The sequence below is a fragment of the Flavobacterium sp. ov086 genome, assembly GCF_900187965.1.
Lineage (GTDB): Bacteria > Bacteroidota > Bacteroidia > Flavobacteriales > Flavobacteriaceae > Flavobacterium.
Window position 1 is genome coordinate 208,711 of record NZ_FZNL01000004.1, and the last position, 23,119, is coordinate 231,829.

Consider the following 23,119-nt stretch of genomic DNA (forward strand, 5'->3'; position numbering starts at 1 on the left):
AAAATGTTAGATAAAATCATACAGTTTAGTATAAAGAACAAATTCGTTATACTACTATTTACCCTTATTTTAATAGCTTGGGGAAGCTATTCTGTCAAACAATTGCCGCTTGATGCGTTGCCGGATATTACCAACAATCAGGTACAGATTATTACAACTGCACCAACACTGGCAACTCAGGAAGTAGAGCAATTAATCACATATCCGCTGGAACAAGCTGTAAAAACAGTTCCTAATATTATAGAACTTCGCAGTATTTCTCGTTTTGGATTATCAGTTGTAACCGTTGTTTTTGAAGACGATGTTGATATTTACTGGGCAAGAGAACAAATATTTCAACGATTAAAACAAGCCGAAGAGAACATTCCAGCTTATGCAGGTTCACCGGAATTGGCGCCAATTACAACCGGTTTAGGCGAAATTTATCAATACGATGTTTATGCCAAAAAAGGCTATGAAAATAAATACGATGCCATACAACTAAGAACCATTCAGGATTGGATTATTATTCCGCAACTGCAAGGTGTTAAGGGCGTTGCAGAAGTTAGTGCCTGGGGTGGAAAACTAAAGCAATACGAAATTGCTGTAAATCCAAATACACTAAACAGTCTTGGCGTTACAATTACAGAAATTTTTGATGCACTCGCAAAAAACAACCAAAATACTGGTGGTGCTTATATCGAAAAAGATAAGCTGGCTTATTTTATTCGGGGCGTGGGAATGGCAAAAGGAATCACTGATCTGGGAAATGTAGTGGTTAAAAACCGAAATGGTTCACCAGTTTTAGTTCGTGATGTTGCCGAAGTTCGCGAAGGCGTTGCATTGCGTTATGGAGCTTCGACCAAAGACGGGAAAGGGGAGATTGTTTCAGGAATGGTTTTGATGCTAAAAGGAGAAAATTCCAGCGCAGTTGTCAATAGAATTCATGAAAAAATGATTCAGATTAATAAAAGTCTGCCAGAAGGTGTCGTTGCTGAAGCTTTTATTGATAGAGGAAAGCTGGTAGATAACGCTATCGGAACCATAACAAAAAACTTATTAGAAGGTGCACTAATCGTAATATTCGTCCTGATTTTATTTTTGGGAAATCTCCGTGCCGGTTTGATCGTAGCATCTGTTATTCCGTTAGCGATGCTTTTTGCTATTATTTTAATGAATGCCTTTGGCGTAAGCGGAAACTTAATGAGTTTAGGAGCAATCGATTTTGGAATTATTGTCGACGGAGCCGTGATTATTGTTGAAGCCACCATGCATCATTTGCAAAAACTGAAACGCAAGAAAGATTTATCGCAAAGCGAAATGGACACTGAAGTCTACAACTCAGCTTCAAAAATAAGGAATAGTGCCGCTTTTGGCGAAATTATTATCCTGATTGTGTATCTGCCAATTCTCGCTTTAATAGGAACCGAAGGAAAAATGTTCAGACCTATGGCGATGACCGTTGGTTTTGCTGTTGCAGGAGCATTTATACTTTCGTTGACATATGTACCTATGATGAGTGCGTTGTTCTTGTCTAAAAATACGGAACACAAAGAGAATTTCAGCGACAGAATGATGGCTTGGTTAGAGTCCATTTATTCACCGTTTCTCGAAAAAGCGTTACAATTTAAAAAGATCGTTTTAGGAATTTCATTAGGTTTATTTGCGCTTGGGTTAATTGTATTTAATAATATGGGAGGAGAATTTATACCAACCATCGAAGAAGGCGATTTGGCAATAAATGCAACAATTATGACCGGAAGTTCGCTTACGCAGATGGTGGAAACTGCCACGAAATACGAACAGATTTTAAAAGCCAAATTCCCCGAGATCAAAACTATTGTGACCAAAATAGGAAGTGGCGAAATTCCAACCGATCCAATGCCTATTGAAAGCGGCGATTTGATTATTGTTTTGAAAGACAAAAAAGAATGGACTGGGAAATATCACAATTGGGAAGATCTGGCAAATGCCATGAAAGAAGAAATGGAAGTAATTCCTGGCGCCAATATTGAGATTTCACAGCCAATACAAATGCGTTTTAACGAATTAATGACCGGAAGCCGAAGTGATATTGCGATCAAAATTTTTGGTGATGATTTAGAAATTCTGGATGCTAAAGCGAAGGAATTAATTTCGAAAATTAAAGGTATCGAAGGAATTGGCGACTTAAAAGCCGATAAAGTAACAGGATTACCGCAAATAACAATTAAATACGATTACAACAAAATCGCTTTATATGGATTGAATATTTCTGATATCAACCAGATTATTCGTTCGTCATTTGCAGGCGAAAGTGCTGGTAAAATCTACGACGAAAGTAAACGATTTGATGTTGTAGTACGAATGAATCAGGATAATCGCGCCGATATTACCGATGTCAGCAATTTGTTTATTCCGTTACCAAACGGACAACAAGTACCGCTTTCGCAAGTTGCAACCGTAGATTATGAGCAAGGTCCGGTACAAGTAACCCGTGAAGATGGTAAACGCCGAATCACGATTGGATTAAATGTTCGTGGCCGTGATATTAAAAGTGTTGTTGAAGAAATTCAGCAGAAGTTAGACAAGAGCTTCAAACTTCCGGCAGGTTATTATGTGACTTATGGCGGGCAGTTCGAAAACCTGATCGAAGCAACAAAACGACTTTCGATAGCGTTGCCAATCGCATTGGGATTAATATTAGTGCTGCTTTATTTCACTTTTAAAAGTTTCAAACAAGCCGGATTGATATTTACCGCAATTCCATTATCTGCAATTGGTGGTGTTTTTGCACTTTGGTTGCGTGGAATGCCGTTTAGTATTTCGGCAGGAATTGGTTTTATTGCTTTATTCGGAATTGCAGTTTTAAACGGAATTGTATTGATTTCGTATTTCAATCAATTGAAAACGGAAGGAATACTAGATCCGTTGCAACGAGTTTTAATTGGAACTAAAACCAGATTACGTCCCGTTTTAATGACCGCAGCCGTAGCGTCACTTGGATTTTTACCAATGGCATTATCAACAAGCGGTGGAGCAGAAGTGCAAAAACCTCTCGCAACCGTAGTAATTGGCGGATTAGCCTCAGCAACTTTATTGACGTTAATCGTTTTACCAATCCTGTATTTGTTATTGGAGCGAGGAGTTAACCGCAAAGAGCGCGAAGATTTACGCGAAGAACGCCAAGAAAATTAAAAAGACACAAGATGAAAGACACAAGATATAATTTAAACACAAACCCCTTTGCGAACTTTGCGAAAATCTTTGCTTCCGAAGCTTCTGGATTGCGGTTAAATAAGCTTCAATTGGCCCATAAAACTTTATGGTTAATCACGTTCCTGTTGGTTAGCACAATTTCGCAGGCACAAGAAAAAATAAGTCTGGAAAAAGCAATAGAACTTGCCAAATCAAACAACATCGATTTAAAAATCGCCGATAAAGAAATTGAAAAACAAACCGTTCTAAAAAAGACCGCATTTCAGGCAGATCCATTGCAAGTGCAATATCAGGGCGGACAATTCAATAGTGCCGATTTTGATCATAATGTTTCGATTCAGCAGTTTTTTCCAATTGGGAATATCACCAAAGCCAATCGCCAATTGCAGGAAGAACTGGTGAAACTAGCCGAAAAACGAAAAGCTTTATCCTCTTACGAAGTAGAAAAAGCCGTAACATTAGCATATTATCAATATTTATACGGAGTTTCAATTCAGAAGTTGAACTCGGAATTGAATGATATTTATACCAAATTTCTAAAGAACGCTGAACTTCGTTTTAAAACCGGAGAAAGCGGAAATATTGAAGTGATTAGCGCTAAAGCGAAAGTAAAAGAAATCGAAACGCAAAAGGCACAATTGGATTATGACTTGGCAATTTATCAAAAGCAATTGCAGTTTTTTGTTCAAACGGATGAAAATATAGTTCCGGACGAAAAAACATCTTTGGAATATTCAATTATAAAAGAAGATGGAAATTCGCTGGCAGAAGGCTTAATGACGGATTATTACCAACAGCAAATTTCGGTATATCAAAAAGAAGCGAACACGCACAAAGCAATGCGAACACCCAAACTGGGATTGGGTTATTTTGCTCAAACAATCAACACTGAATCTTTGTTTCAGGGTTTCACGGCGGGATTGCAAATTCCGTTGTTTGGAGGCGTAAATTCGGCGAAAGCCAAGGCATCTGAGATTAGTATTTCGCAATCGCAATTGGCATTGGATAAAAATAAACTAACGCTAAATCTGCAAAAGCAAGAACTGCAAAATAACTTCGAAAAACAGCAAAAAGCATTAGATTATTATCAGAAAGAAGGCTTGCAATACGCTGATCAGATTATCAATACGGCGCAAAAAAGTTATGCCAATGGCGATATGAGTTATTGGTCGTACATCAGTTTTTTAAATCAGGCAATTGATATTAAAAAACAATATACAGAGGCGACTCATAACTACAATCAAAGTGCTATCGAACTTCAATTTCCAACTATCAAAAACAATTAAAATGAAAAATATATATAAAAGTTTAACCGCAATCCCGAAGCTTAAGGAGCAAAGATTCTCACAAAGTTCACAAAGTTTAATTCCTTTGCGTGCTTTGCGCTTTTCTCTCTTAGCGTGCTTTGCGGTTATAATATTGTCTTGTACTCAAAAGAAAACAGAGGAAGCGCCTGAAGAAGAAAAAGAACAAACAGAAATCGCTTTAAACGAATCTCAATACAAAACAGTTGGAATCGAAACAGGGTTTGTTGAAAACAGAAATCTCAACAAAGTCATAAAAGCCAATGGTTACACGACAGTTCCTCCTCAAAATTCTGCCGAAGTTTCGACCTTAATAGGAGGAACGGTGAAAGATATTTTTGTTTTGGAAGGGACTTTTGTCAACAAAGGAAAGGTTTTGGCAACAATCCAGAATCTGGAAGTTATCGAAATGCAGGAAGAATATCATTCGGCTACAGCCAATATCGAATATTTGCAATTAGAATACAATCGTCAGAAGACTTTGAGTGATGAAAATGTGAATCCAAGGAAAGTTTTTCAGGAAGTAAAAGCAAAACTGGCAGCAGAAAGAGCCAGAGCACAAGCTGCAAAAGACAAATTAGGAGCATTGCATGTGAGCATAAAGGGCAGTACATCATTAGTGCCAATTGTAGCGCCAATCAGCGGTTATGTTGGGAATATTAAAATAGCAAAGGGCGCCTATGCACAAACCGGAGTTGCATTGTTTGAAGTGGTTGATAATAGCCAAATGCACTTAGATTTGAATGTTTATGAGAAAGATTTGGGTTCTATTTCGGTTGGACAAGTAATTGATTTTGTGCTTACAAATCAATCCAATAAATCAATTAAAGGAAAAATATTCGGAATCAATAAATCCTTTTCTAACGAAAGTAAAACTGTTGCTGTTCATGCCAAAATAGAGTCGGAAGATGCAAAAGGACTGATTCCGGGAATGTATGTTTCGGCGAATATCAACATTACCAATACTACAGTTCCGGCTTTACCAAAAGATGCTGTCGTTCGAAATGCCGATAAATACTTTGTTTTTGTTGAAGAAGACGAACATGCAGATAAACACGAAGAAAAAGAAACAGAAAAAGGAACACCACATGAAAAAGAAATTCACTTTAAAGCCATTGAAGTGATTCCGGGCACAACAGATTTAGGTTTTACCGAAGTGAAGTTTGTGGATCGAATTGATGCGAATGCTAAAATTGTAACAAAAGGTGCTTTTTATTTGTTATCAGCAATGAAAGGTGGAGGAGAGCATAGTCATTAGTTTTTGCCGCGAAGGCGCAAAGGCGCTAAGTTTTTTTTTAAGTTGGTGTGAAATTTTCTCGCAAAGTTGCAGATTCGCAAAGCTTTGTTTTTAGATTGCTTTTTAAGTTTTTAATCTTTTGAAACTTAAAAAGAAGGCGTAACGCAATAAAAACTTTGTGACTCTGCGACTTCGCGAGATTAAATAATTTTACATAGAAACAATTGCGACAAAATCCTTAAATTTAGAGCATATTTAAATAAATTTTCAATCTGAGACTTTCCTATGGAACATCAACATATAAAAGAAAAAGTAATTAAAAAGAAAGTTAACCAATCAGGATGTTGTTCAGCGCATGAAGATCATAGCTATTCTGAAAATGACGGACACGATCACGACCACGATCACGGCGCAGAAGGCAGTTTGTTTCAAATGTTTTTGCCGGCTATAATTTCCTTTGCTTTATTACTTATTGGGATTGGGTTTGACAATTATTTTCCACAAACCTGGTTTTCGGGTTACGTTAGAATTGCCTGGTATGTTATTGCTTATTTACCAGTTGGAATTCCGGTTCTTAAAGAAGCGTATGAAAGCATTATAAAAGGTGATGTTTTTTCTGAATTTTTCCTGATGTGTATTGCTACAATCGGAGCATTTGCAATTGGTGAATATCCTGAGGGCGTTGCCGTAATGTTGTTTTATACTATTGGCGAAAACTTTCAGGGATTGGCGGTTAGCAGGGCAAAATCGAACATTAAAAGCTTACTGGATCAAAGACCGGATGAGGTTAATATTTTAGAAAATAATGTCGCAACAAAAATTAAAGCTGTTGATGCTAAGATAGGATCAATAATTCAGCTTAAAGCGGGAGAAAAACTAGGTTTAGACGGCGAATTATTGTCAGATACTGCTTCGTTTAATACTGCGGCACTTACGGGAGAAAGCAAACCGGATACTAAGGTAAAAGGCGAAACTGTTTTGGCGGGAATGATTAACGGAAACACTATTGCGCAGGTAAAAGTAACGACGGCTTATAATGATAGTAAGCTTTCTAAAATTCTGGAAATGGTACAAAATGCCACGACCAAAAAAGCTCCGGCGGAATTGTTTATTCGAAAATTTGCCAAGATTTACACCCCAATTGTAGTTTATCTGGCAATTGCAATTTGCTTGTTGCCAATGCTTTTTGTAGATAATTACGTCTTTAGCGATTGGTTGTACAGAGCTTTGGTTTTCCTGGTAATTTCATGTCCTTGTGCGCTGGTAATTAGTATTCCGTTGGGTTATTTTGGCGGAATTGGCGCTGCGAGTAAAAATGGAATCCTCTTTAAAGGAAGTAACTTTTTAGATAGTATTTCTACGATTCAGAATGTGGTGATGGATAAAACAGGAACCATGACCGAAGGCGTTTTTAAAGTTCAGGAAGTTATTATTGGAGATAATTTTGACAAAGACGAAATCCTGAAACTGGTTAATGTTCTCGAAAGTCAGAGTACGCATCCTGTGGCGACAGCGATTCACAATCATGTGGGGAAAATTGATGCTTCGGTAAAATTGAAAAACGTCGAAGAAATTTCCGGACACGGATTAAAAGCAGAGATTAATGAAAAGGAATTACATGTGGGGAATTTCAAATTGATGGATAAATTCAATATTGCGTATAATGTTGATCCAAATGCAGTTGTATACACCACAATTGCAATTGCTTACGATAAAAAGTTTGCAGGATATCTGACTATTGCTGATGAAATTAAAGCTGATGCACAGGAAACAGTTAATAAACTGAAAGCTTTGGGCGTTAAAGTAACCATGTTAAGCGGTGATAAAACCAATGTCGTACAATTTGTTGCTAATAAACTAGGGATTTCAAATGCTTTTGGAGATTTATTGCCGGAAGATAAAGTCAATAAATTAAACGAGATTAAAGCCAAAAATGAAACTGTAGCCTTTGTAGGCGATGGCGTAAATGATGCGCCTGTAATCGCTCTAAGCACCGTTGGGATTGCGATGGGAGGTTTAGGAAGTGATGCCACGATCGAAACTGCCGATATTGTAATTCAGGACGATAAACCAAGTAAAATCCCAATGGCGATAAACATTGGTAAACAAACTAAAAAGATCGTCTGGCAAAATATTACTTTGGCATTTGTAGTCAAAGCATTTGTTCTAATTCTGGGCGCAGGCGGACTTGCCACAATGTGGGAAGCTGTTTTTGCCGATGTTGGTGTGGCGCTTTTGGCAATATTAAACGCCGTGAGAATCCAGAAAATGAAATTTTAAACAATCGCCGCAGCTTAGCGGCGATTTATAGTTTTTTTAAATGTGCCGATTCCTGAATTTCACCATTACCAAAAGACCAGTTTTCAAGACCATTATTTTCTAATAAAACAATAATAACGTTATTGATCAGGATTTCTGTTGCCGTAGAAATTTTGGTAGCGATCTGATTGTATAATTTTTTCTTTTGTTCCAAAGTTCTTCCTTGTCCCGCAGTAATCTGCACATAAATAATTTCTTCAGAATGTGAAACTCCAAGATAACTTTCGGGATATTTTATTTGATGTGTTTCGAGTTCTTCAATGACATGAAAATAATCATCCTTAGGAATATTAAATTCTTCGATTAATGATTGATGAATTGCTTCTGAAATATTGTTTTTGGTTTCCAACGAAAGTTTTTTCGGCAGACTGATTCGTACAAATGGCATTTTTTGGAGTTTTATTTATTGGGAAAAAGATTTTCTATAAAAATAGGAAATATTTAGTTTTGAGAAATTTGAATTTACACTAAAAATTTAGTTCAATTTTGGTTCCGTTATTTTCCAATCGAACCTCTGTTTTATTACTTTTAGAAGGCGTTTGTGTTGGGTACCAATTTCTATAAGGTTTCACAATAATCAGCAAACCTTCGTCATCGCCAATAGCAGCAAAATTTTCGCTGTTAAAATTTTTAGCAAAAAAAGCAAGATCATGATCTTCTACTAATTGGTCTCCTAATTCCATTGGATTTTCATTAACGATACCAATTTCGCTAATGTTCAATATTGATTTAGAACTGAATCCTTTTATTTGCAAATTATCAAGATCATGTCTGGCAATAAACTCCAGCAAATTCCCATTGTTATCATAGAAATAAACCGCGTTGGAATTCCAGGTTTCAAAAGTAGCAATTACACGCTGATCTTCAATAAGCAGCAGGTCTATTTTGTTTTTGCACCATTCTATAGCTTCCTCAAGTTTGTTCTCCGGAATATTAAAAGCAAAATGATAAATAGAATTAAAATCAGGATTTTCAGTAAACTTCAGGATCGAATCTCCCGCTTTAATGGTAACAGTTTGTGGCGTTTTTTCTATAATAGGCAATTCCAGAATATCTTTATAAAATGCAGCAGTTTCGAGAATATTGTTGGTTTGAATTTGTATATGTTCTAGCTTCATAGTGGTATTATTTATAAGAAGTGAAGACTTCTTTTCGTTTCAAACAAATTTAAAAAAAGCCCTTAGCATTATGATTCACGAGCGATTTTATACTTCAATGAAAGCATAACGAATTACTATGAGAAAACGTATTGGATGTAATTAGTTTTAACACATAGTCCCGACGCTTCGGGCAATGTCATTAAGTTAAGAAAGAAACGATGAAATGATTTATGAAATTTGATTAACGATTTTTGATTTCAGATGTTTGAAACAGTGTAAAATCGACAATCTTAATATTTACCAGCATTAAATCAAAAATCAGCAATCGTTAATCTTCAATCTAAAATATCTTAACTTAATCACATTGCACTTAGGGATAGATTTTGTATGCGTAAAAAAGGTATTTAATAAGTCCCATCGGGACGTTATATTTATAGAAATTTCAATCATTTTCAAAGAAGTCCATCGGGGTGACATTTAAATAATCAAAAGAAAAACAAAGATAACGCTTCGCTGGAGCTAATTGAGTGAATGTGTTGTATTGGCTATAAATATTGCGCTTCTCAGGAACTTTTAATAATAAAGATATAAAAAATATAGATTTATTTTTTGAATTTGCTGTACAATTTCAGGATAAAGTAATTTCTATTAGGGATTTTAGTCAGCTACATATATATTTAAAAGAAGAGTTTAAATTATTTAGGAAAAGGTCTGAAGAAAAGTTTTGCAGATAAATTTTTCAATGAAGAAATTCGGTTATATTTATACCATTTTGAAGGCAAAATACTATGATTTAATGCATTATTAGAAAGATTTCAATAATTGTTATCAATAACTGTCACAAAAAATAAAAAGAAGAGTCTTTAACTGAAAACCAATTTATATGCTAAAATTATTTATTTCGCTTACAGCCTTATTATCCTTTACGCTTTCAAACGGACAGGAAAAAGCAAAGACAAAACAGACTATAAACACACAAATTGATCAGTATTTATCTGAGGTTGTTGGAAAATATAATATGCCGGGAATTGCCGTAGCAGTGATTCAAAACGGTAAAATTATCCACAGAAATAATTACGGAAAAGCAAACATTGAGAATGATGTTCCAGTATCTGATAAATCTGTTTTTAGAATTTATTCCCTGACAAAAGTGATTATTGTTACCGGAGCTTTTCAATTAATCGAGCAAAATAAATTAGCATTAGAAGATCCTATTTCAAAATACCTTCCGGATTTACCTTCAACCTGGAATTCTGTGCAGGTTAAACATTTAATGACACATTCTTCAGGACTTCCGGATATTGTAAATTACGAACAATTACCGGAAAAAGAAGCCAGAGAAAAAGTATTTGCCGATGCGATTCAGTTTGAGAAAGGCGCAAAATATGAGTACAATCAAACTAATTTTTGGTTGCTTCAAAAAATTATTGAAACGATTAGCAAACAAGATATTGAAGCATTTATAATTGGAAATCAGTTTGCAAGTCAAGCTGCAAACAAAGGGATTTTGTTCTCTACAGATTCCAGGGATATTATTTTGAACAGAGTTACACCCTATAATAATTTTTCTGGAGGTAAGATGCAAATCGGACTTTCAAATAACGGAAGTTATTTAAACAGTTGCAATGGTATTAATATTACTATGGATGAATTTATAGAATGGGATAATAAATTCAATCAAAATAAACTTATTAGTGAGAAAACTAAAAAAACTATGTGGGAGTTATTTCCGTATACCAAAACAGATTACAAATTTACTTTTGGCTGGGATGAACGTGTTATAAACGGACATACATCTTATGGTTTTTCCGGTGGAAGAAGAGCAGCTTACAGAAATTTCCCAAAAGATAATCTGAGCATTATATTTCTGACAAACGGTATAGGAAGCGATGCTAATGTCGAAAATATAGTTAACCGTATTGCTTATTTTGTTGATAATGATATTATTGATTATAGTTTTACAGCTTATGAAACTTTATTGAAGACTGCAAAAGAGAATGTTTCAGACTTAAAAAACACATTTAATACTTTGAAAAAAGACTCAAAATATGCAAATGTTAATTTAGAGGAAAATCTTAATACAATTGGATATATACTTTTATACGTGGATAAAAAATTGCCGGAAGCAGTTTCGGTTTTCAGTTTGAATGCCAAAGAATATCCTAAATCAAGCAATGTTTATGACAGTTTAGGAGAAGCATATGAGGTAAATAAGGATATAAAAAATGCTATTGCGAGTTATACTAAAGCAGCTGAATTAAATACAGATCCTGGATATCAAACTAAAATTAGTTTGAAAATAAAGGAGCTAAAGGAACTTTTAAAATAAAACGAAATTTGGAAGATAAACTTTCTAATAAAAAGCCTATTTCATTTGTTTGAAATAGGCTTTTAAAATTAATATAACGACAATTAAGAAATTTGTAATGTGCGACAATATTCTTTTATGATTTGTCTGACGCTTCTAAATTCCTCCATAATTTCCTCTTCGGTTCCTGTTGCTTTAGCAGGATCCGGAAAATTGTGATGCAGTTTTTCAGCCTTTGATGGAAAAAACGGACAGCGTTCTTTCGCATTGTCACAAACGGTAATTATAAGATCAAAATCTATGTTGTGATACTCATCAATATGATTTGAGGTGTGATTAGAAATATCAATACCATCTTCTTTCAGCGTTGCAATTGCTTTGGGATTTACACCGTGGGTTTCAACTCCGGCGCTGTAAATTTCGGCTTTGTCATCAAAAAAGTACCTCAAATAAGCCTCGGCAATTTGGCTTCTGCAACTGTTACCGGTGCAAAGCACCAGAATTTTCTTTTTCATAATTTTAAACGAATAACCAAATGATATTGATAATGCAAAACTTTGGATCAAAGCCAAAAATAACCTGCAATACAATAACAGATGTGGTGATAATAATTGGTTTTTTGTATTTAATTAATAGGTTGAACATAGACGAATCAAGGTTTGGAAGGTTGTAATTCAAGGTTTCATGGATTTTATGTTGTGCCGTTAAGTATTAAATGTAGGTAGCTAATTTAGATTCAAAAGGTAAAAGCGTACCGTAGGTACGCAACATAACGATGCTTGTTGTGTACCTACGACACGCTGGATTTAATTCCGCTTTATTTTTTTACCAACATTTAATGCCTAAAGGCACATTTTCTACTGCCATTATAATCGATTAGAATATTTCTCTAACATCAACATTTCATGCCTAACGACACATTTCAATTCTTGATTCTACTATTATAATTAACAACAACCTGAACCTGGCGAGCATGAGTTTGTTGAATCAGTATGTAGTTGAGTTAAGCTTATCTTCTGCTTTTCTGATGGAATCCCACAGGCATCTTGGGCTAAACAAGCTGTAGTTTTGCTTTTCAGGATGAAATTTTTACCATTAAATTCTAAATCATATCTGCCAATGGTTTCGTTTTGATATTCAACTTCAATATTGAGATCTTCAATTTTTAGCTTTTCCTCAGAAAGATTAATGATATGTAAAAGTTTGGCTGGTTTTAAGCGATGCTCATAATCATTGGCATTCCAAAGCTGAAAGTTTACTACTTTCTCGTGACGTATAACACCGCCGCAATCGATAAAATCCTTACTACTCATTCCAACCTCTGTAACGTGGAAGTGTTCAGGGACAAAAGTTCCGTTTTCCAATTGAAATTCTACGTTTTCAAGCGTTGGAAGTATGTTTTTAATGTCTGATAGTTTCATTGTTTTTTATTTTATAGTTATAATGCAATATTGCGATATAGGAAATTAAAAAAATGCTTTAGCAACATTTTTGATCTTTTGTAACAGTAATAATATTGGTGAAATATGCTTTTAAAACATCAAAAGTTTCTTCATTAATGCAATAACAAATCGCATTTCCTTCGATATTTCCTTTTATAAGTCCGGCATTTTTTAGTTCTTTAAGATGTTGAGAAACCGTAGGTTGTGCGAGCGGTAATTCGTTTACAATGTCACCACAAATACATTCATTGACTTTCAAAAGGTATTCAATAATAGCAATTCTCGCAGGATGTCCTAATGCTTTGGCAATAGTTGCTATCTGATTTTGTTTATCCGTAAAGTGTTCGGTTTTAGTTGCTCCCATTATACTATATTTTAATATCGCAATATTACGATATTAAATTTAAAATGAAAAATATTTTAACTTTTTTATATAATAGAAACCATATAAGTGATTTAAGTCAAGCGTAATGTAATTTTTTTTACATGAACTTATATCACTTATATAGTAAAGAAAACAGATAACAATCTTAAAATGTTTGTTTATTGTTTTTGAAATTTATCCATCCAAAACCAATTAATAAAATATTGAAAATTAATAATGGTAAAAGAGCTTTTGCAAAGTTTATTTGTGACGAATCACTGAATGTTTCGACCTTAAATTTTGTCCAGTTTTGTTTATCGACAGGGGCATTATCAAATATTTTGGGATAGAAATACAAACGCATTTTTTCGTGGAATTGTTTGGTTTCTTTCAAGAATAAAAGCTGATTTCCTAAGTCAGATTTGGCAATTTCATTTAGTTGAATTTGAGCATGTAATGTTGGGATAAATTTTGCAATCGTTTGACTGGCTTTGTTTCGTTGTTCCAGTTTATTTTCTAACTCCTGAGATTGTCTTGCCGAATCGTCGTCTCCTGCTTGTTGCATCGCATAATACCAAAGCCAGCTGAATTCGGTGTTTGGCAAAGGATAATGCTTAAATTGTGGATAATGATGGTAGAATTTATCCATTGTAATTTTTTTATCCATGTCCCACTTTTCATGATAAGCATTTCTTTGTTTCACCGTTAATTCTAAAGCCTCGGGAATTGGGTATTTATTGACAATATAAGTATTGATTGTTGCCGGCAAAATAATGATCAAGAACAACCAAATTGTTAATAAAATAACAGCATTGAAGTTTGAGTTTTTCTGTAAGGAAACAATAAAAAAGCAAGCACTAAACCAAAAAAGAATATACAGAATACCAATTATGTAAAACGTTAGAAGTGATTGGTCAAATGGGATTTTTAAAAGTAAAATGGCAGCAACAAGTACAATCGTTAATACTGTAATTAAACTTAAAATTCGGATATTGAATAGTTTAAGAATATATAAAAAAGTGTTTTGACTTTGCGTGGCGACAATTTTCCAGGTTCCACTTTCTTTTTCTTCCGAAACCAGATTATACGAAAAAGCAATAATCAAAAGAGGAAAGAGATAGATCAATACGAAACTAAAGTCAAGATTTCCGGACAAAAGGTTATTCGGATTATTGAGTTCTGAGTCATATTTCTGAGCTTCCAGACCACGAATCGTAACACTTTGAATCGACGGATTTATATCGCGCTGACCAATTGACAAGCTGTTTATTGGAAGCGTTTTATTGACCAATGAAAATTTGATATAATAGAGTAGAAGTCCAATTTCGTCTTTATGAAAGGCAGCATTTCTTGCAATATGTTCTTTTTGATATATTGCAGCTTGAGTAATATTGTTTTGCTGTTTCTGTTGAAATTGCTGCCCGATTAATAAACTTATGAAACAGATTATTAAAAGGAATATCAGTCCAATTTTGGTTCCCTTTGACCGAATGAAATTTTTAAAAAGTAGTGTTAACATATTAGATGGCTTTAAGGTTTTTGGCTGCAATTCGAATAAGTATAAAGAGCATAATAATCCAGAGAATAATAGAAATAACAGAGAGAATCTCAGATTTTAGAACATCGATAATTCCTTTAGGCTGATAATGAAATTCGGCTAAATCGGCCCAATGTTCCTTGCCAATAGTTAAAGGTTTATCAGTTGGTTTTGGCTTATTATTACTGATGTATTTTACCTGCAAAGCGTTCATTTTTTGTGCCATAGTGTAGCGATAAGTTTCAGCTTGTTTTTGGAAATCGATATACGAATCATAATCCGTATTGGATAATCCCATAGATAAATTCTTTATGGCGATGTACGGATTTATAAAAGAAATTGTTTTTGAAAAACTGTTTTGCTTTTCATAAACCTTCAATAAGTTTTCTAAATGCTGATTGTATATTCTAGAACTTATTTTCTCTCCTTCGGTCATAATAAAACCCGAATAATTAAAGGGAAGTTTTTGTACCGAATCGACTTTGTAAACGTTCAATAACGAATCTTTAATGGCTTTATAATGCAAATCATTTGGATTATGACTATCACCTTGTTTCAGGATATCTTTTTCGATATCGCTGTTGAATTGTATTTTAGACGGCGTTTCATAAATATAAGCACCAATTGCCTGAGTGGTTCTAGGCAGAATAATCGTGAAAACCAGCCAAATTCCGATCAATGAAACTAATGCTTTTTTGGATGTTTTGCTTAGCGCCGAAATCAAAACTGCAATGACACAAAAGAATATCAGATATATAAAATGAAACAAAATAAACAATATCATTTTGATAGTTTCATCGGCAGAGACAGTAAAATCCTGAAGCAATAACCATATAAAAACAAGAACAATAATGGTTGGAAAAAAAAGCAGCATAATAATACTGGCGATTCCTAATATTTTGCCTGTTAGAAGTTGTTTCCAATTGATTCCCTGGCTTAAAAGTAGTTTTAGGGTTCCGTTTTCCCTTTCGGCTGCGACCGAATTAAATCCAAGAAAAAAGATCATTAAAGGCAATAAAACCTGTAAAACCATAGCAATACTGATTTCTCCAAAACGAAGCATACTATTCGAGAATCCGGCCTCAGAGAAATTGGCTGTATTTTGTTTGTGTGCTTCAAGAAAAATAGCATTCCCGAAAAACGGTTCCATTCCGAATTCAAAAACACTTAATGGGGCACTTTTTCTAAAGGCAAAGTTTCCGTAATGAGCCATTCTATGCGGGTTTTTATCCGGATTGTTAAGCCAGTCTTTGCGGGATTCGTGTTGGTATTTTTCGCTGGTTTGGTTTTGAGTCATATAATTTTCCCAACCTGAAAAGGTTGCATAGAGTAAAATCAAAGCAATAAAAAGCGTGATGATAAAGACAGCTGTATTTTTAAAAACTGAATTCCTGAGATGTTTGGCGATTAAAATTTCTATGTGTAATGATTTCATACCAATTAGAATTTATAAGTTACGGTAAGGCTATAATTTCTGGGAGCTCCGGGAAATAATCTCAAATAATTTTGCGCACCCAACCAATAGGTTTTATTGAATAAATTACCTGCATTAAGTGCAATTTGCATGTTGCTTTTGTTGGGTTTGTAATATAAAGCGGCATCAAAAACAGTAAAATCAGGAAGTGTGAAAGCTCTTGTAAACCAAGGTACTTTACTGCTTTGATATTGCATTCCGAAACCAACTCCCAAATCTTTTAGAACCGAATCTGAGTTGAAGTTGTAGCGTGTCCATAAATTGGCGCTGTTTTTTGGTGTATTTTGTTTTCTGGCACCAATTAACGTCGGATCACGATCGTTTGTAATTTTGGCATCGATATAACTGTAGGAAACGTTTATTTGCCAGTCGGCGGTGATATAACCCGCTAAATCGCACTCAAAACCACGACTTCTTTCAGCGCCTCTTGTGACCAATAAATCCGGATTTGCAGGATCATTAGCATTCATCAAAATATTGCGCTGATTGATTTCGTAAACTGCTGCATTAAAACTCATCGAGTTATTGAAGAAAGTCGCTTTTAATCCCACTTCTTTCAAATTACTTTCAAGCGGATCAAATAGACTTCCGGCGGGTAAAGTTCCCGTTTGCGGCATTAAAGTCACTGTGTTAGATTGCGGTTGATAACCCTCAAGATAAGTGGTATAAACATTGATCTCGCTGTTAATGGCATAAGTAAGCCCCACACGTGGTAATAAAGCCGTCTTTTTGACCTTCAATTCATTGTTTGATTCATAATTGGTAATGTCTTCAAACCATTCGTTTCTCAAACCCAGTAAAAAAGTAAATTTTTCCCATTGAATCTGATCCTGAATGTAAATAGCATTTGTTGTCGTTAATGCCGATGGCAATGCTGTTCTAACATTTAGTGTATAATCTTCAGGACTTGTTAGCTTATAAGAGGGATTGTTTAAATTAAAATAATTGACATTGGGTTTGGGTAAAACGACGCCGTCAACAGTTGTAGTTTGGTAATTGGCGGCGTTTGCCGGAACAAAAGTACTTGCAACAGTTCCGTCTTTTAGTAAATAGCCTCTTGCTGCATTTTGTCCACCGCCTTTGGTTTTGTTCCAACTGCTTAAATCGTAGCCTGCCAGTAATTTATGTCTGAGTTTTCCGGTCTTTAAATCAAAATTAAAATAGGTACTCAGATTGTCAACGTCCCAATATTGCTGACGTTGCACAAATTGCATCATTGCCAGACTTGTAACGGGTTTATTGTTCATATCAACCGCAAAAGCATTTGTAGTCCTGTGTTCCTGAAGATTTTCGGTCCAGGTTTGTTTCATGTATTGCGCATTAAAACCAATTTTAGAATTGAATTTATGAGCAAAATTCGTCATCAAAATCATTTCTTTCGATTTAAAAAAATCACTCGGAGCGCCAAGATTCAGGCTAATTGGCGTTTGGTTTAAATTCGTAACTCCGGCAACAGCGCCAAAAATGGGCTGACCACGATCGAGTGTCCCAGTCATGTTGCTTAAAATTAATTCGGTATTGATAGCAGTTTTTTCATTCGGAATATAACTGAACGATGGAGAGATCAAAAAAGATTTATTACTCACTAAGTCTCTGAATGATTTTGCTTCCTGATAGGCACCGTTTACACGGTATAACAGGGTTTTAGATTCGTTGAGAGGTCCCGTAAAATCTAAGGTTCCACGTAGCGTACTAAAACTTCCAACGCTCAAACTCACTTCTTTTCGGTCAACTGCCAAAGGTTTTTTAGTAACCAAATTGATGCTTCCGCCGGGATCTACGGATGAAAATGTGGCACTCGACGGACCTTTGATAACTTCGACACGCTCAATATTATTGGTCAAGGGCTGTAGAAAGTAATATTGGCGTGTTCGCATTCCGTTTACAATCTGACCTTCTTCGTTTTGACTAATGCCACGAATCGTATATTGATTGTAATAACTCGCCGGAATTACTCCGCTGGCCATTTTTACGGCATCGGCAAGATAAAAAGCACCTTTGTCTGCAATTAATTCCTTAGTGATAGTTGAAATAGATTGTGGAATATCTTTGTTAAGCGCCGCAGTTTTTGTCGCTGCAAAAGAATAATCGCTGTTGTATTTTTTTGTCGAACGGCCAATGATTTCAACGGTTTGCAGTTCATTTCGCTTAATAGAATCGGAAGCAATACTATCTTTTGTTTTTTTGTTAACCGTTTGAGATTGTAAAAATTGTGAACTGCTGAATAATAATATATAAAAAATTAAGTGTTTCATTTTTTGGGTTGGATTAGAAAATGCCATTTCCTTTTATACAGTTTGTAAATACAGATTTTCAAGTTCGTTTGCCGAAATTTTGTCAGCTTCAATAACCGTTACCAGGTTTCCTTGTTTCATTATTCCGATGTGTGAAGCGACCTCTCTGGCTCTGAAAATATCATGAGTTGCCATTAATATCGCCGTTCCGTCTGCCGAAAGTTCTTTTAGGATTTGAGAGAATTCGTTAGATGCTTTAGGATCCAGACCACTTGTGGGTTCGTCTAACAATAATACTTTGGCTTTTTTGGCAATGGCAATGGCAATGCCTACTTTTTGACGCATTCCTTTAGAGTATCCGCCAAGATTTTGATCATGTGCTTTAACCTGTAAACCAGCTTTGGAAAGAAAATAAGTCAGTTCTCCTGTAGAATATTTAAATCCCGCCAGAGAAGAGAAGAATTTCAGGTTTTCTAAGCCCGTAAGATTTGGGTATAGCATTACAGTTTCAGGAATATAAGCGACATATTTTTTGGTTTCCTGTGCATTTTCTATAACCGAAATGTTATTGATTTTTAGTTCTCCGCCGGTTGGTTCTATAAACCCTAAAAAGAGATTAATTGTAGTAGTTTTTCCGGCGCCATTTTGACCTAAAAGTGCAAAGATTTCGCCTTTTTTAATGGTTAAATTCAGTTTGTTAAGGGCAACGTAATCGCCGTATTTTTTCGTCAGATTTTCAGCTATAAGCATAGTTTTTATGTTATTGGGGTGATTTTTTTTAGTTTTTTCCGTTTTCCGTCGCAGTCACCGTTTTTAGTCTCAGTTTCGGTTTTGAGTCTGGAATTAGTGACGGTTTTGGGATTTGAATGTGGGGAATGGATAGTTTACTACTGTTTTAGTAGAAAAATTTCTATTGGAATGTGAAGAATAGGGATCTCTCCTTTAAATAAATTAGCAAGAAATAACCAATCTCAATACTATATTGCGACATAGCCAATGGTTTCAACCGTTGGAACGTATTTAATTATTGAATTGGATTTAATTTAATGTATTTATTATGACATTTCATTATCAATCAACAGCTGTTCCAAGGTTGAAACTTTGGGCTATGATTGAAATGGGATAAAATTTCAAAATAAACAATTTGGATTCTTTCTTCCTTTGTTCTAAATAATACAAATGTCTAATCTTTATGGCTTAACATTGTGGTGTCGATCCATGTGAGATATTCTTAATTCTTCGAATAAAAATGTAGTAAACTAAACGATTGAAGGTGGTGCTCTAAGGGCAAAAAGACTGCCTTTAAAGAAGTTTGAAGCAACTTTTGTATAATAGAATACATAAGAAGTTGCAATAGTGACTTTATGAAAAGATAAAGCCTGAAATGCATTTGGAATAAATGTACTAAACGCAAAGTGACAAACGTGGCAATTATTCTCTACAGAATGGCTGTGTGTGATTTGTTTTTGCCCATCAACAGAATGATGAGTACAATGTTTTTCGGTTAATTGCTTGTAAACATGTTCGTAAGAATGTATCGTCTGAAACAGCATTGCGAACAATACGGTAACAGACATAAAAAGATTAATTAAGACAATTTTCTTTTTCATTCTTGTTTGGAAATCCTTATGTGTCGCGGATTTTACAGCTTTTGATATAACGCAACTTTGTTGCAAATATAGATATCTTATTTAGAAATACACTAAAATTGGATATTATTTTAGTTTTAGATTTTTGATTTGAAAAAATTAAAACAACCTAAAAATTACTGTACAACAATTGCAACGTATGAAAATCAGAAGAGCCATCAAAATATTTATCTAATACTTCTTCAAATATAGGTTCTGAATTCTGGATACTGGCAAATAAAGTCATACAGGATTGCAGTTTTTCATTGTCAGGATTCCCGAAAATATCTTCAGCAGTTTTTTCATCTGTTTTGATTAATTCGGTTGTAATTTCCAGAAGATGTTTCCCCAGAATTGGATGTTCTAAAAAAGCAATTGCTTCGTCAGCATTTTTAATTTCGTAAAATTTTGAGGTATCGCAAGAACCAAGCCCTTTTATCTGAGGAAAAATGAACCACATCCATGGAGATTCTTTTTTTCCTTTTTTAATTTCGGAAAGTGCCGATAGGTATAATTTATTTTGCGCGTCTAAAAAACGTACTAATTCTTTATTATTGTAGGCCATTATTTACTGATTTTGTTTGGGACAATCAGGTCGTAAAACTACTGAAAATATGTTAAGTTGTGCATTTACATCTGCTTTTTTGTATCTATTTTTTTTGAATATATTAAGCGGAAAATATCTGTAGTATTAATCGGAAATTTTTATTTGATTTTGAAAATTAATCTCGCAAAAGCGCAGAGCCGTAAAGTTTTTATTTTGCGTTTTAAAACTTGGCACCTTAGCGACTTGAGTGCAATTCTTGTTGCTAAGTCAAGAAAGCTTAAAAATTAATCTCGCAAAGGCGAAGAGTCCCAAAGTTTTTATTTGATTCATTGAAGGAGATATAATTAATTTGCGTCTTTGAGACTCCTTTGCGGCAAAAACAATTTATCCTTTCCTAATTTTGTGATTAAAGAAAAATACTTTCCCAATATTATTCCTGTTAAATGGGTTTGTTTTTGTTATATATCTCGGTTTTCGTTCGTAAACCTGTTATAATATTCCTATTTTTACTAATAGAGGATAATTATCGACTTAGATAATAATTGAATTTTTGATTTGGCATTAACTTCAAATATGCCAATTTCTATTAACGAGCACACTGCTCAATAAAAAAATAAATTATGAAAATAGGACTAATCGGATTCGGAAAAACTGGAAAATCAGTAGCGTCAATACTACTTGAAAACAATAAATTTTGCCTGGAATGGGTTTTAAGACAAAGTACTGTTTTAGAACACAGATCAGTTTCGGAATTTTTTGGAATCCAGTCAGACAAACCGGGATTAATTTACTCTAGTTCCAAAACTACCATGGAAGAATTACTGGATAAACATCCCGTCGATGTAATTATTGATTTCTCGTCAAACGAAGGAATTTATACTTATGGAGAAATTGCAGCGCAGCGAAAGGTTAAAATTATTTCGGCAATCTCTCATTACAAAGATAAAGAACTTCAGTTATTAAAGAAACTAGCGCATAAAACAACCGTATTTTGGTCTCCAAATATAACTTTGGGAGTGAACTATTTACTTTTTGCTGCTAAATTTCTAAAAAAGATTGCGCCTTGGGTTGATATTGAAGTCAATGAAGAGCATTTTAAAATGAAACAGGGAACTTCTGGAACAGCGGTTAAAATTGCTGAAGCTTTGGATCTTGATAAAGACAATATAAACTCGGTCAGGGCAGGAGGAATCGTAGGGAAACATGAGGTTATATTTGGATTTCCGTATCAAACGGTTCGATTAATTCATGAATCGATTTCACGAGAAGCATTTGGAAACGGAGTTGTTTTTGTTGCTGAAAATTTAGAGGATAAACAAAAAGGACTGTATAATTTTGAAGATATTCTGACGCCTTATTTTGCACTGTAGTTATGCCGCAAAGGCATTAAGGAACAAAGTCTAAAATAAAGGCCCGAAGATGCAAAGTTTTTGGTAAAGTTTTAAAAAAATTTAAATTTCCCGCAATCCAGATAGTTATCAGGATTGCGGGAAATTCATTTTAAAAAGCACATTTATTTAACACATAGAAACAGAGCGAATGTGGGGCAAAAAGGCTTCAAAAAAGAACTGCATTTCTCTCATAAAGAGGCTTATGCTTATTTTTATTAATTGAAATGCCGTTTTTTGAGTGTACAATATCAATGTCTCTATGTGTTTAAAATAAATATGTAATATGATGTTTTTATTATTTTCTAAAAACCAAAGCTTTAGTATATTCTGCGTTCATTTTTGCTATAGAAAGAATCGAAATGCCTTGTGGACATTCAATTTCGCAAGCTCTTGTATCTGAACAGTTTCCAAAACCTTCAGCGTCCATTTGACTTACCATGGTTAAAACCCTTTTTGAGGCTTCTATTTTTCCTTGTGGAAGCAAAGCCAAATGTGTGATTTTTGCGCCTACAAATAATGCTGCACTGGCATTTTTGCAAGTTGCTACACAAGCTCCGCATCCTATGCATGCCGCAGCATCAAAGGAAGCTTCGGCAGTTTCATAAGATATTGGGATAGTATTTGCTTCCGGCGCCTGACCTGTTGAAGCACCAATAAAACCGCCCGCTTCAATAATGGAATCAAAAGCAGATCGATCAATTTTTAAATCTCTTAAAACAGGGAATGCTTTGGCACGAAAAGGCTCAATATAAATGGTATCTCCATCTTTAAAACTTCTCATGTGAAGCTGGCAAGTTGTGGTATTCTTAAGAGGTCCGTGCGCTCTACCGTCAATCATAACGCCGCATTGCCCACAGATTCCTTCTCTGCAATCGTGATCAAATTCTATTACACGTTCTCTTTTCTGAATTAAAGATTCGTTCAAAAGATCGAGCATTTCCAGAAAAGACATGTGTTCAGAAACTTTATCTATTTCATAATTTACCATTTCTCCTTTGGAAGAAGTATTGTGCTGTCGCCATATTTTAAAATATAGTTTCATATTCTTAACTTTTGA

General features: G+C 34.7%; 18 protein-coding genes. 6 read left to right on the forward strand and 12 right to left on the reverse strand.

The annotated features are described in order from the left end of the window. Positions 1-3: 3 nt before the first annotated feature. The 4 genes from CHB81_RS06460 to CHB81_RS06475 all read left to right on the forward strand — a co-directional run bounded on the left by CHB81_RS06460 (position 4) and on the right by CHB81_RS06475 (position 7,998). Positions 4-3,156 (forward strand): CusA/CzcA family heavy metal efflux RND transporter, encoded by a 3,153-nt coding sequence (locus CHB81_RS06460; RefSeq protein ID WP_089351072.1) that lies wholly within the window; start codon positions 4-6, stop codon positions 3,154-3,156. Positions 3,157-3,167: 11 nt separating this feature from the next. Next, positions 3,168-4,463 (forward strand): TolC family protein, encoded by a 1,296-nt coding sequence (locus tag CHB81_RS06465; RefSeq protein ID WP_089351073.1) that lies wholly within the window; start codon positions 3,168-3,170, stop codon positions 4,461-4,463. Position 4,464: 1 nt separating this feature from the next. Next, positions 4,465-5,739: an efflux RND transporter periplasmic adaptor subunit gene (locus CHB81_RS06470; RefSeq protein ID WP_089351074.1), complete on the forward strand. Its 1,275-nt coding sequence runs from the start codon at positions 4,465-4,467 to the stop codon at positions 5,737-5,739. A gap of 264 nt (positions 5,740-6,003) precedes the next feature. Further along, positions 6,004-7,998, forward strand: a complete 1,995-nt coding sequence (locus CHB81_RS06475; protein WP_089351075.1) for a heavy metal translocating P-type ATPase — start codon at positions 6,004-6,006, stop codon at positions 7,996-7,998. Positions 7,999-8,023: 25 nt separating this feature from the next. Here CHB81_RS06475 and CHB81_RS06480 read toward each other — a convergent pair whose 3' ends face one another. Together CHB81_RS06480 and CHB81_RS06485 are read right to left on the reverse strand one after the other, a co-directional pair. Next, on the reverse strand, positions 8,024-8,425 hold the full coding sequence (locus CHB81_RS06480) for a tautomerase family protein (protein WP_089351076.1): 402 nt from the start codon (positions 8,423-8,425) through the stop codon (positions 8,024-8,026). A 79-nt stretch (positions 8,426-8,504) separates the two neighbouring features. Then, positions 8,505-9,155, reverse strand: coding sequence for a VOC family protein (locus CHB81_RS06485; RefSeq protein ID WP_089351077.1), 651 nt, complete (start codon positions 9,153-9,155; stop codon positions 8,505-8,507). Between the two features lie 865 nt (positions 9,156-10,020). On the opposite strand from CHB81_RS06485, the gene CHB81_RS06490 reads away from it, so the two are divergent. Continuing rightward, positions 10,021-11,466, forward strand: a complete 1,446-nt coding sequence (locus CHB81_RS06490) for a serine hydrolase domain-containing protein (protein ID WP_089351078.1) — start codon at positions 10,021-10,023, stop codon at positions 11,464-11,466. Between the two features lie 83 nt (positions 11,467-11,549). Here the strand turns inward: CHB81_RS06490 and CHB81_RS06495 are convergent, their stop codons facing one another. The 9 genes from CHB81_RS06495 to CHB81_RS06535 all read right to left on the reverse strand — a co-directional run bounded on the left by CHB81_RS06495 (position 11,550) and on the right by CHB81_RS06535 (position 20,689). Further along, positions 11,550-11,960, reverse strand: coding sequence for an arsenate reductase ArsC (locus CHB81_RS06495; protein ID WP_089351079.1), 411 nt, complete (start codon positions 11,958-11,960; stop codon positions 11,550-11,552). Between the two features lie 432 nt (positions 11,961-12,392). Beyond that, positions 12,393-12,866, reverse strand: a complete 474-nt coding sequence (locus tag CHB81_RS06500; protein ID WP_089351080.1) for a DUF6428 family protein — start codon at positions 12,864-12,866, stop codon at positions 12,393-12,395. Positions 12,867-12,924: 58 nt separating this feature from the next. Continuing rightward, complete coding sequence (locus CHB81_RS06505) at positions 12,925-13,251, reverse strand: helix-turn-helix transcriptional regulator (protein ID WP_089351081.1); 327 nt, start codon at positions 13,249-13,251, stop codon at positions 12,925-12,927. Positions 13,252-13,417: 166 nt separating this feature from the next. Next, positions 13,418-14,770 carry a DUF3526 domain-containing protein gene (locus CHB81_RS06510; protein ID WP_089351082.1) on the reverse strand — a complete coding sequence of 451 codons (1,353 nt, stop codon included), beginning with the start codon at positions 14,768-14,770 and terminating at the stop codon, positions 13,418-13,420. Between the two features lies 1 nt (position 14,771). Further along, entirely contained in the window at positions 14,772-16,223 is a 1,452-nt protein-coding gene (locus CHB81_RS06515; RefSeq protein WP_089351083.1) for a DUF3526 domain-containing protein, read from the reverse strand. A 5-nt stretch (positions 16,224-16,228) separates the two neighbouring features. Beyond that, a complete protein-coding gene (locus CHB81_RS06520; RefSeq protein WP_089351203.1) occupies positions 16,229-18,517 on the reverse strand; it encodes a TonB-dependent siderophore receptor in 2,289 nt (762 codons plus the stop codon). A 33-nt stretch (positions 18,518-18,550) separates the two neighbouring features. After that, positions 18,551-19,246 (reverse strand): ABC transporter ATP-binding protein, encoded by a 696-nt coding sequence (locus tag CHB81_RS06525; protein WP_089351084.1) that lies wholly within the window; start codon positions 19,244-19,246, stop codon positions 18,551-18,553. Positions 19,247-19,755: 509 nt separating this feature from the next. Next, positions 19,756-20,106, reverse strand: coding sequence for a hypothetical protein (locus CHB81_RS06530; RefSeq protein WP_176427496.1), 351 nt, complete (start codon positions 20,104-20,106; stop codon positions 19,756-19,758). Between the two features lie 148 nt (positions 20,107-20,254). After that, on the reverse strand, positions 20,255-20,689 hold the full coding sequence (locus CHB81_RS06535; protein ID WP_089351085.1) for a DUF1810 domain-containing protein: 435 nt from the start codon (positions 20,687-20,689) through the stop codon (positions 20,255-20,257). A gap of 602 nt (positions 20,690-21,291) precedes the next feature. Here CHB81_RS06535 and CHB81_RS06540 point away from each other — a divergent pair. Further along, positions 21,292-22,041 carry a 4-hydroxy-tetrahydrodipicolinate reductase gene (locus tag CHB81_RS06540; protein WP_089351086.1) on the forward strand — a complete coding sequence of 250 codons (750 nt, stop codon included), beginning with the start codon at positions 21,292-21,294 and terminating at the stop codon, positions 22,039-22,041. Between the two features lie 316 nt (positions 22,042-22,357). Here the strand turns inward: CHB81_RS06540 and CHB81_RS06545 are convergent, their stop codons facing one another. Then, the gene (locus tag CHB81_RS06545) at positions 22,358-23,104 is read right to left on the reverse strand and encodes a succinate dehydrogenase/fumarate reductase iron-sulfur subunit (RefSeq protein WP_089351087.1); all 747 of its coding nucleotides are present in this window, start codon (positions 23,102-23,104) and stop codon (positions 22,358-22,360) included. Positions 23,105-23,119 lie beyond the last annotated feature (15 nt).

Excerpts from the sequence above, each read along its gene's own strand:
- CHB81_RS06480 (WP_089351076.1), bottom strand. The coding sequence starts at position 8,425 with ATGCCATTTGTACGAATCAGTCTGCCGAAAAAACTTTCGTTGGAAACC.
- CHB81_RS06485 (WP_089351077.1), bottom strand. The coding sequence starts at position 9,155 with ATGAAGCTAGAACATATACAAATTCAAACCAACAATATTCTCGAAACT.
- CHB81_RS06475 (WP_089351075.1), top strand. The coding sequence starts at position 6,004 with ATGGAACATCAACATATAAAAGAAAAAGTAATTAAAAAGAAAGTTAAC.
- CHB81_RS06495 (WP_089351079.1), bottom strand. The coding sequence starts at position 11,960 with ATGAAAAAGAAAATTCTGGTGCTTTGCACCGGTAACAGTTGCAGAAGC.
- CHB81_RS06490 (WP_089351078.1), top strand. The coding sequence starts at position 10,021 with ATGCTAAAATTATTTATTTCGCTTACAGCCTTATTATCCTTTACGCTT.
- CHB81_RS06520 (WP_089351203.1), bottom strand. The coding sequence starts at position 18,517 with ATGAAACACTTAATTTTTTATATATTATTATTCAGCAGTTCACAATTT.
- CHB81_RS06545 (WP_089351087.1), bottom strand. The coding sequence starts at position 23,104 with ATGAAACTATATTTTAAAATATGGCGACAGCACAATACTTCTTCCAAA.
- CHB81_RS06500 (WP_089351080.1), bottom strand. The coding sequence starts at position 12,866 with ATGAAACTATCAGACATTAAAAACATACTTCCAACGCTTGAAAACGTA.
- CHB81_RS06460 (WP_089351072.1), top strand. The coding sequence starts at position 4 with ATGTTAGATAAAATCATACAGTTTAGTATAAAGAACAAATTCGTTATA.
- CHB81_RS06510 (WP_089351082.1), bottom strand. The coding sequence starts at position 14,770 with ATGTTAACACTACTTTTTAAAAATTTCATTCGGTCAAAGGGAACCAAA.
- CHB81_RS06540 (WP_089351086.1), top strand. The coding sequence starts at position 21,292 with ATGAAAATAGGACTAATCGGATTCGGAAAAACTGGAAAATCAGTAGCG.
- CHB81_RS06535 (WP_089351085.1), bottom strand. The coding sequence starts at position 20,689 with ATGGCCTACAATAATAAAGAATTAGTACGTTTTTTAGACGCGCAAAAT.
- CHB81_RS06470 (WP_089351074.1), top strand. The coding sequence starts at position 4,465 with ATGAAAAATATATATAAAAGTTTAACCGCAATCCCGAAGCTTAAGGAG.
- CHB81_RS06465 (WP_089351073.1), top strand. The coding sequence starts at position 3,168 with ATGAAAGACACAAGATATAATTTAAACACAAACCCCTTTGCGAACTTT.
- CHB81_RS06515 (WP_089351083.1), bottom strand. The coding sequence starts at position 16,223 with ATGAAATCATTACACATAGAAATTTTAATCGCCAAACATCTCAGGAAT.
- CHB81_RS06525 (WP_089351084.1), bottom strand. The coding sequence starts at position 19,246 with ATGCTTATAGCTGAAAATCTGACGAAAAAATACGGCGATTACGTTGCC.
- CHB81_RS06505 (WP_089351081.1), bottom strand. The coding sequence starts at position 13,251 with ATGGGAGCAACTAAAACCGAACACTTTACGGATAAACAAAATCAGATA.
- CHB81_RS06530 (WP_176427496.1), bottom strand. The coding sequence starts at position 20,106 with ATGAAAAAGAAAATTGTCTTAATTAATCTTTTTATGTCTGTTACCGTA.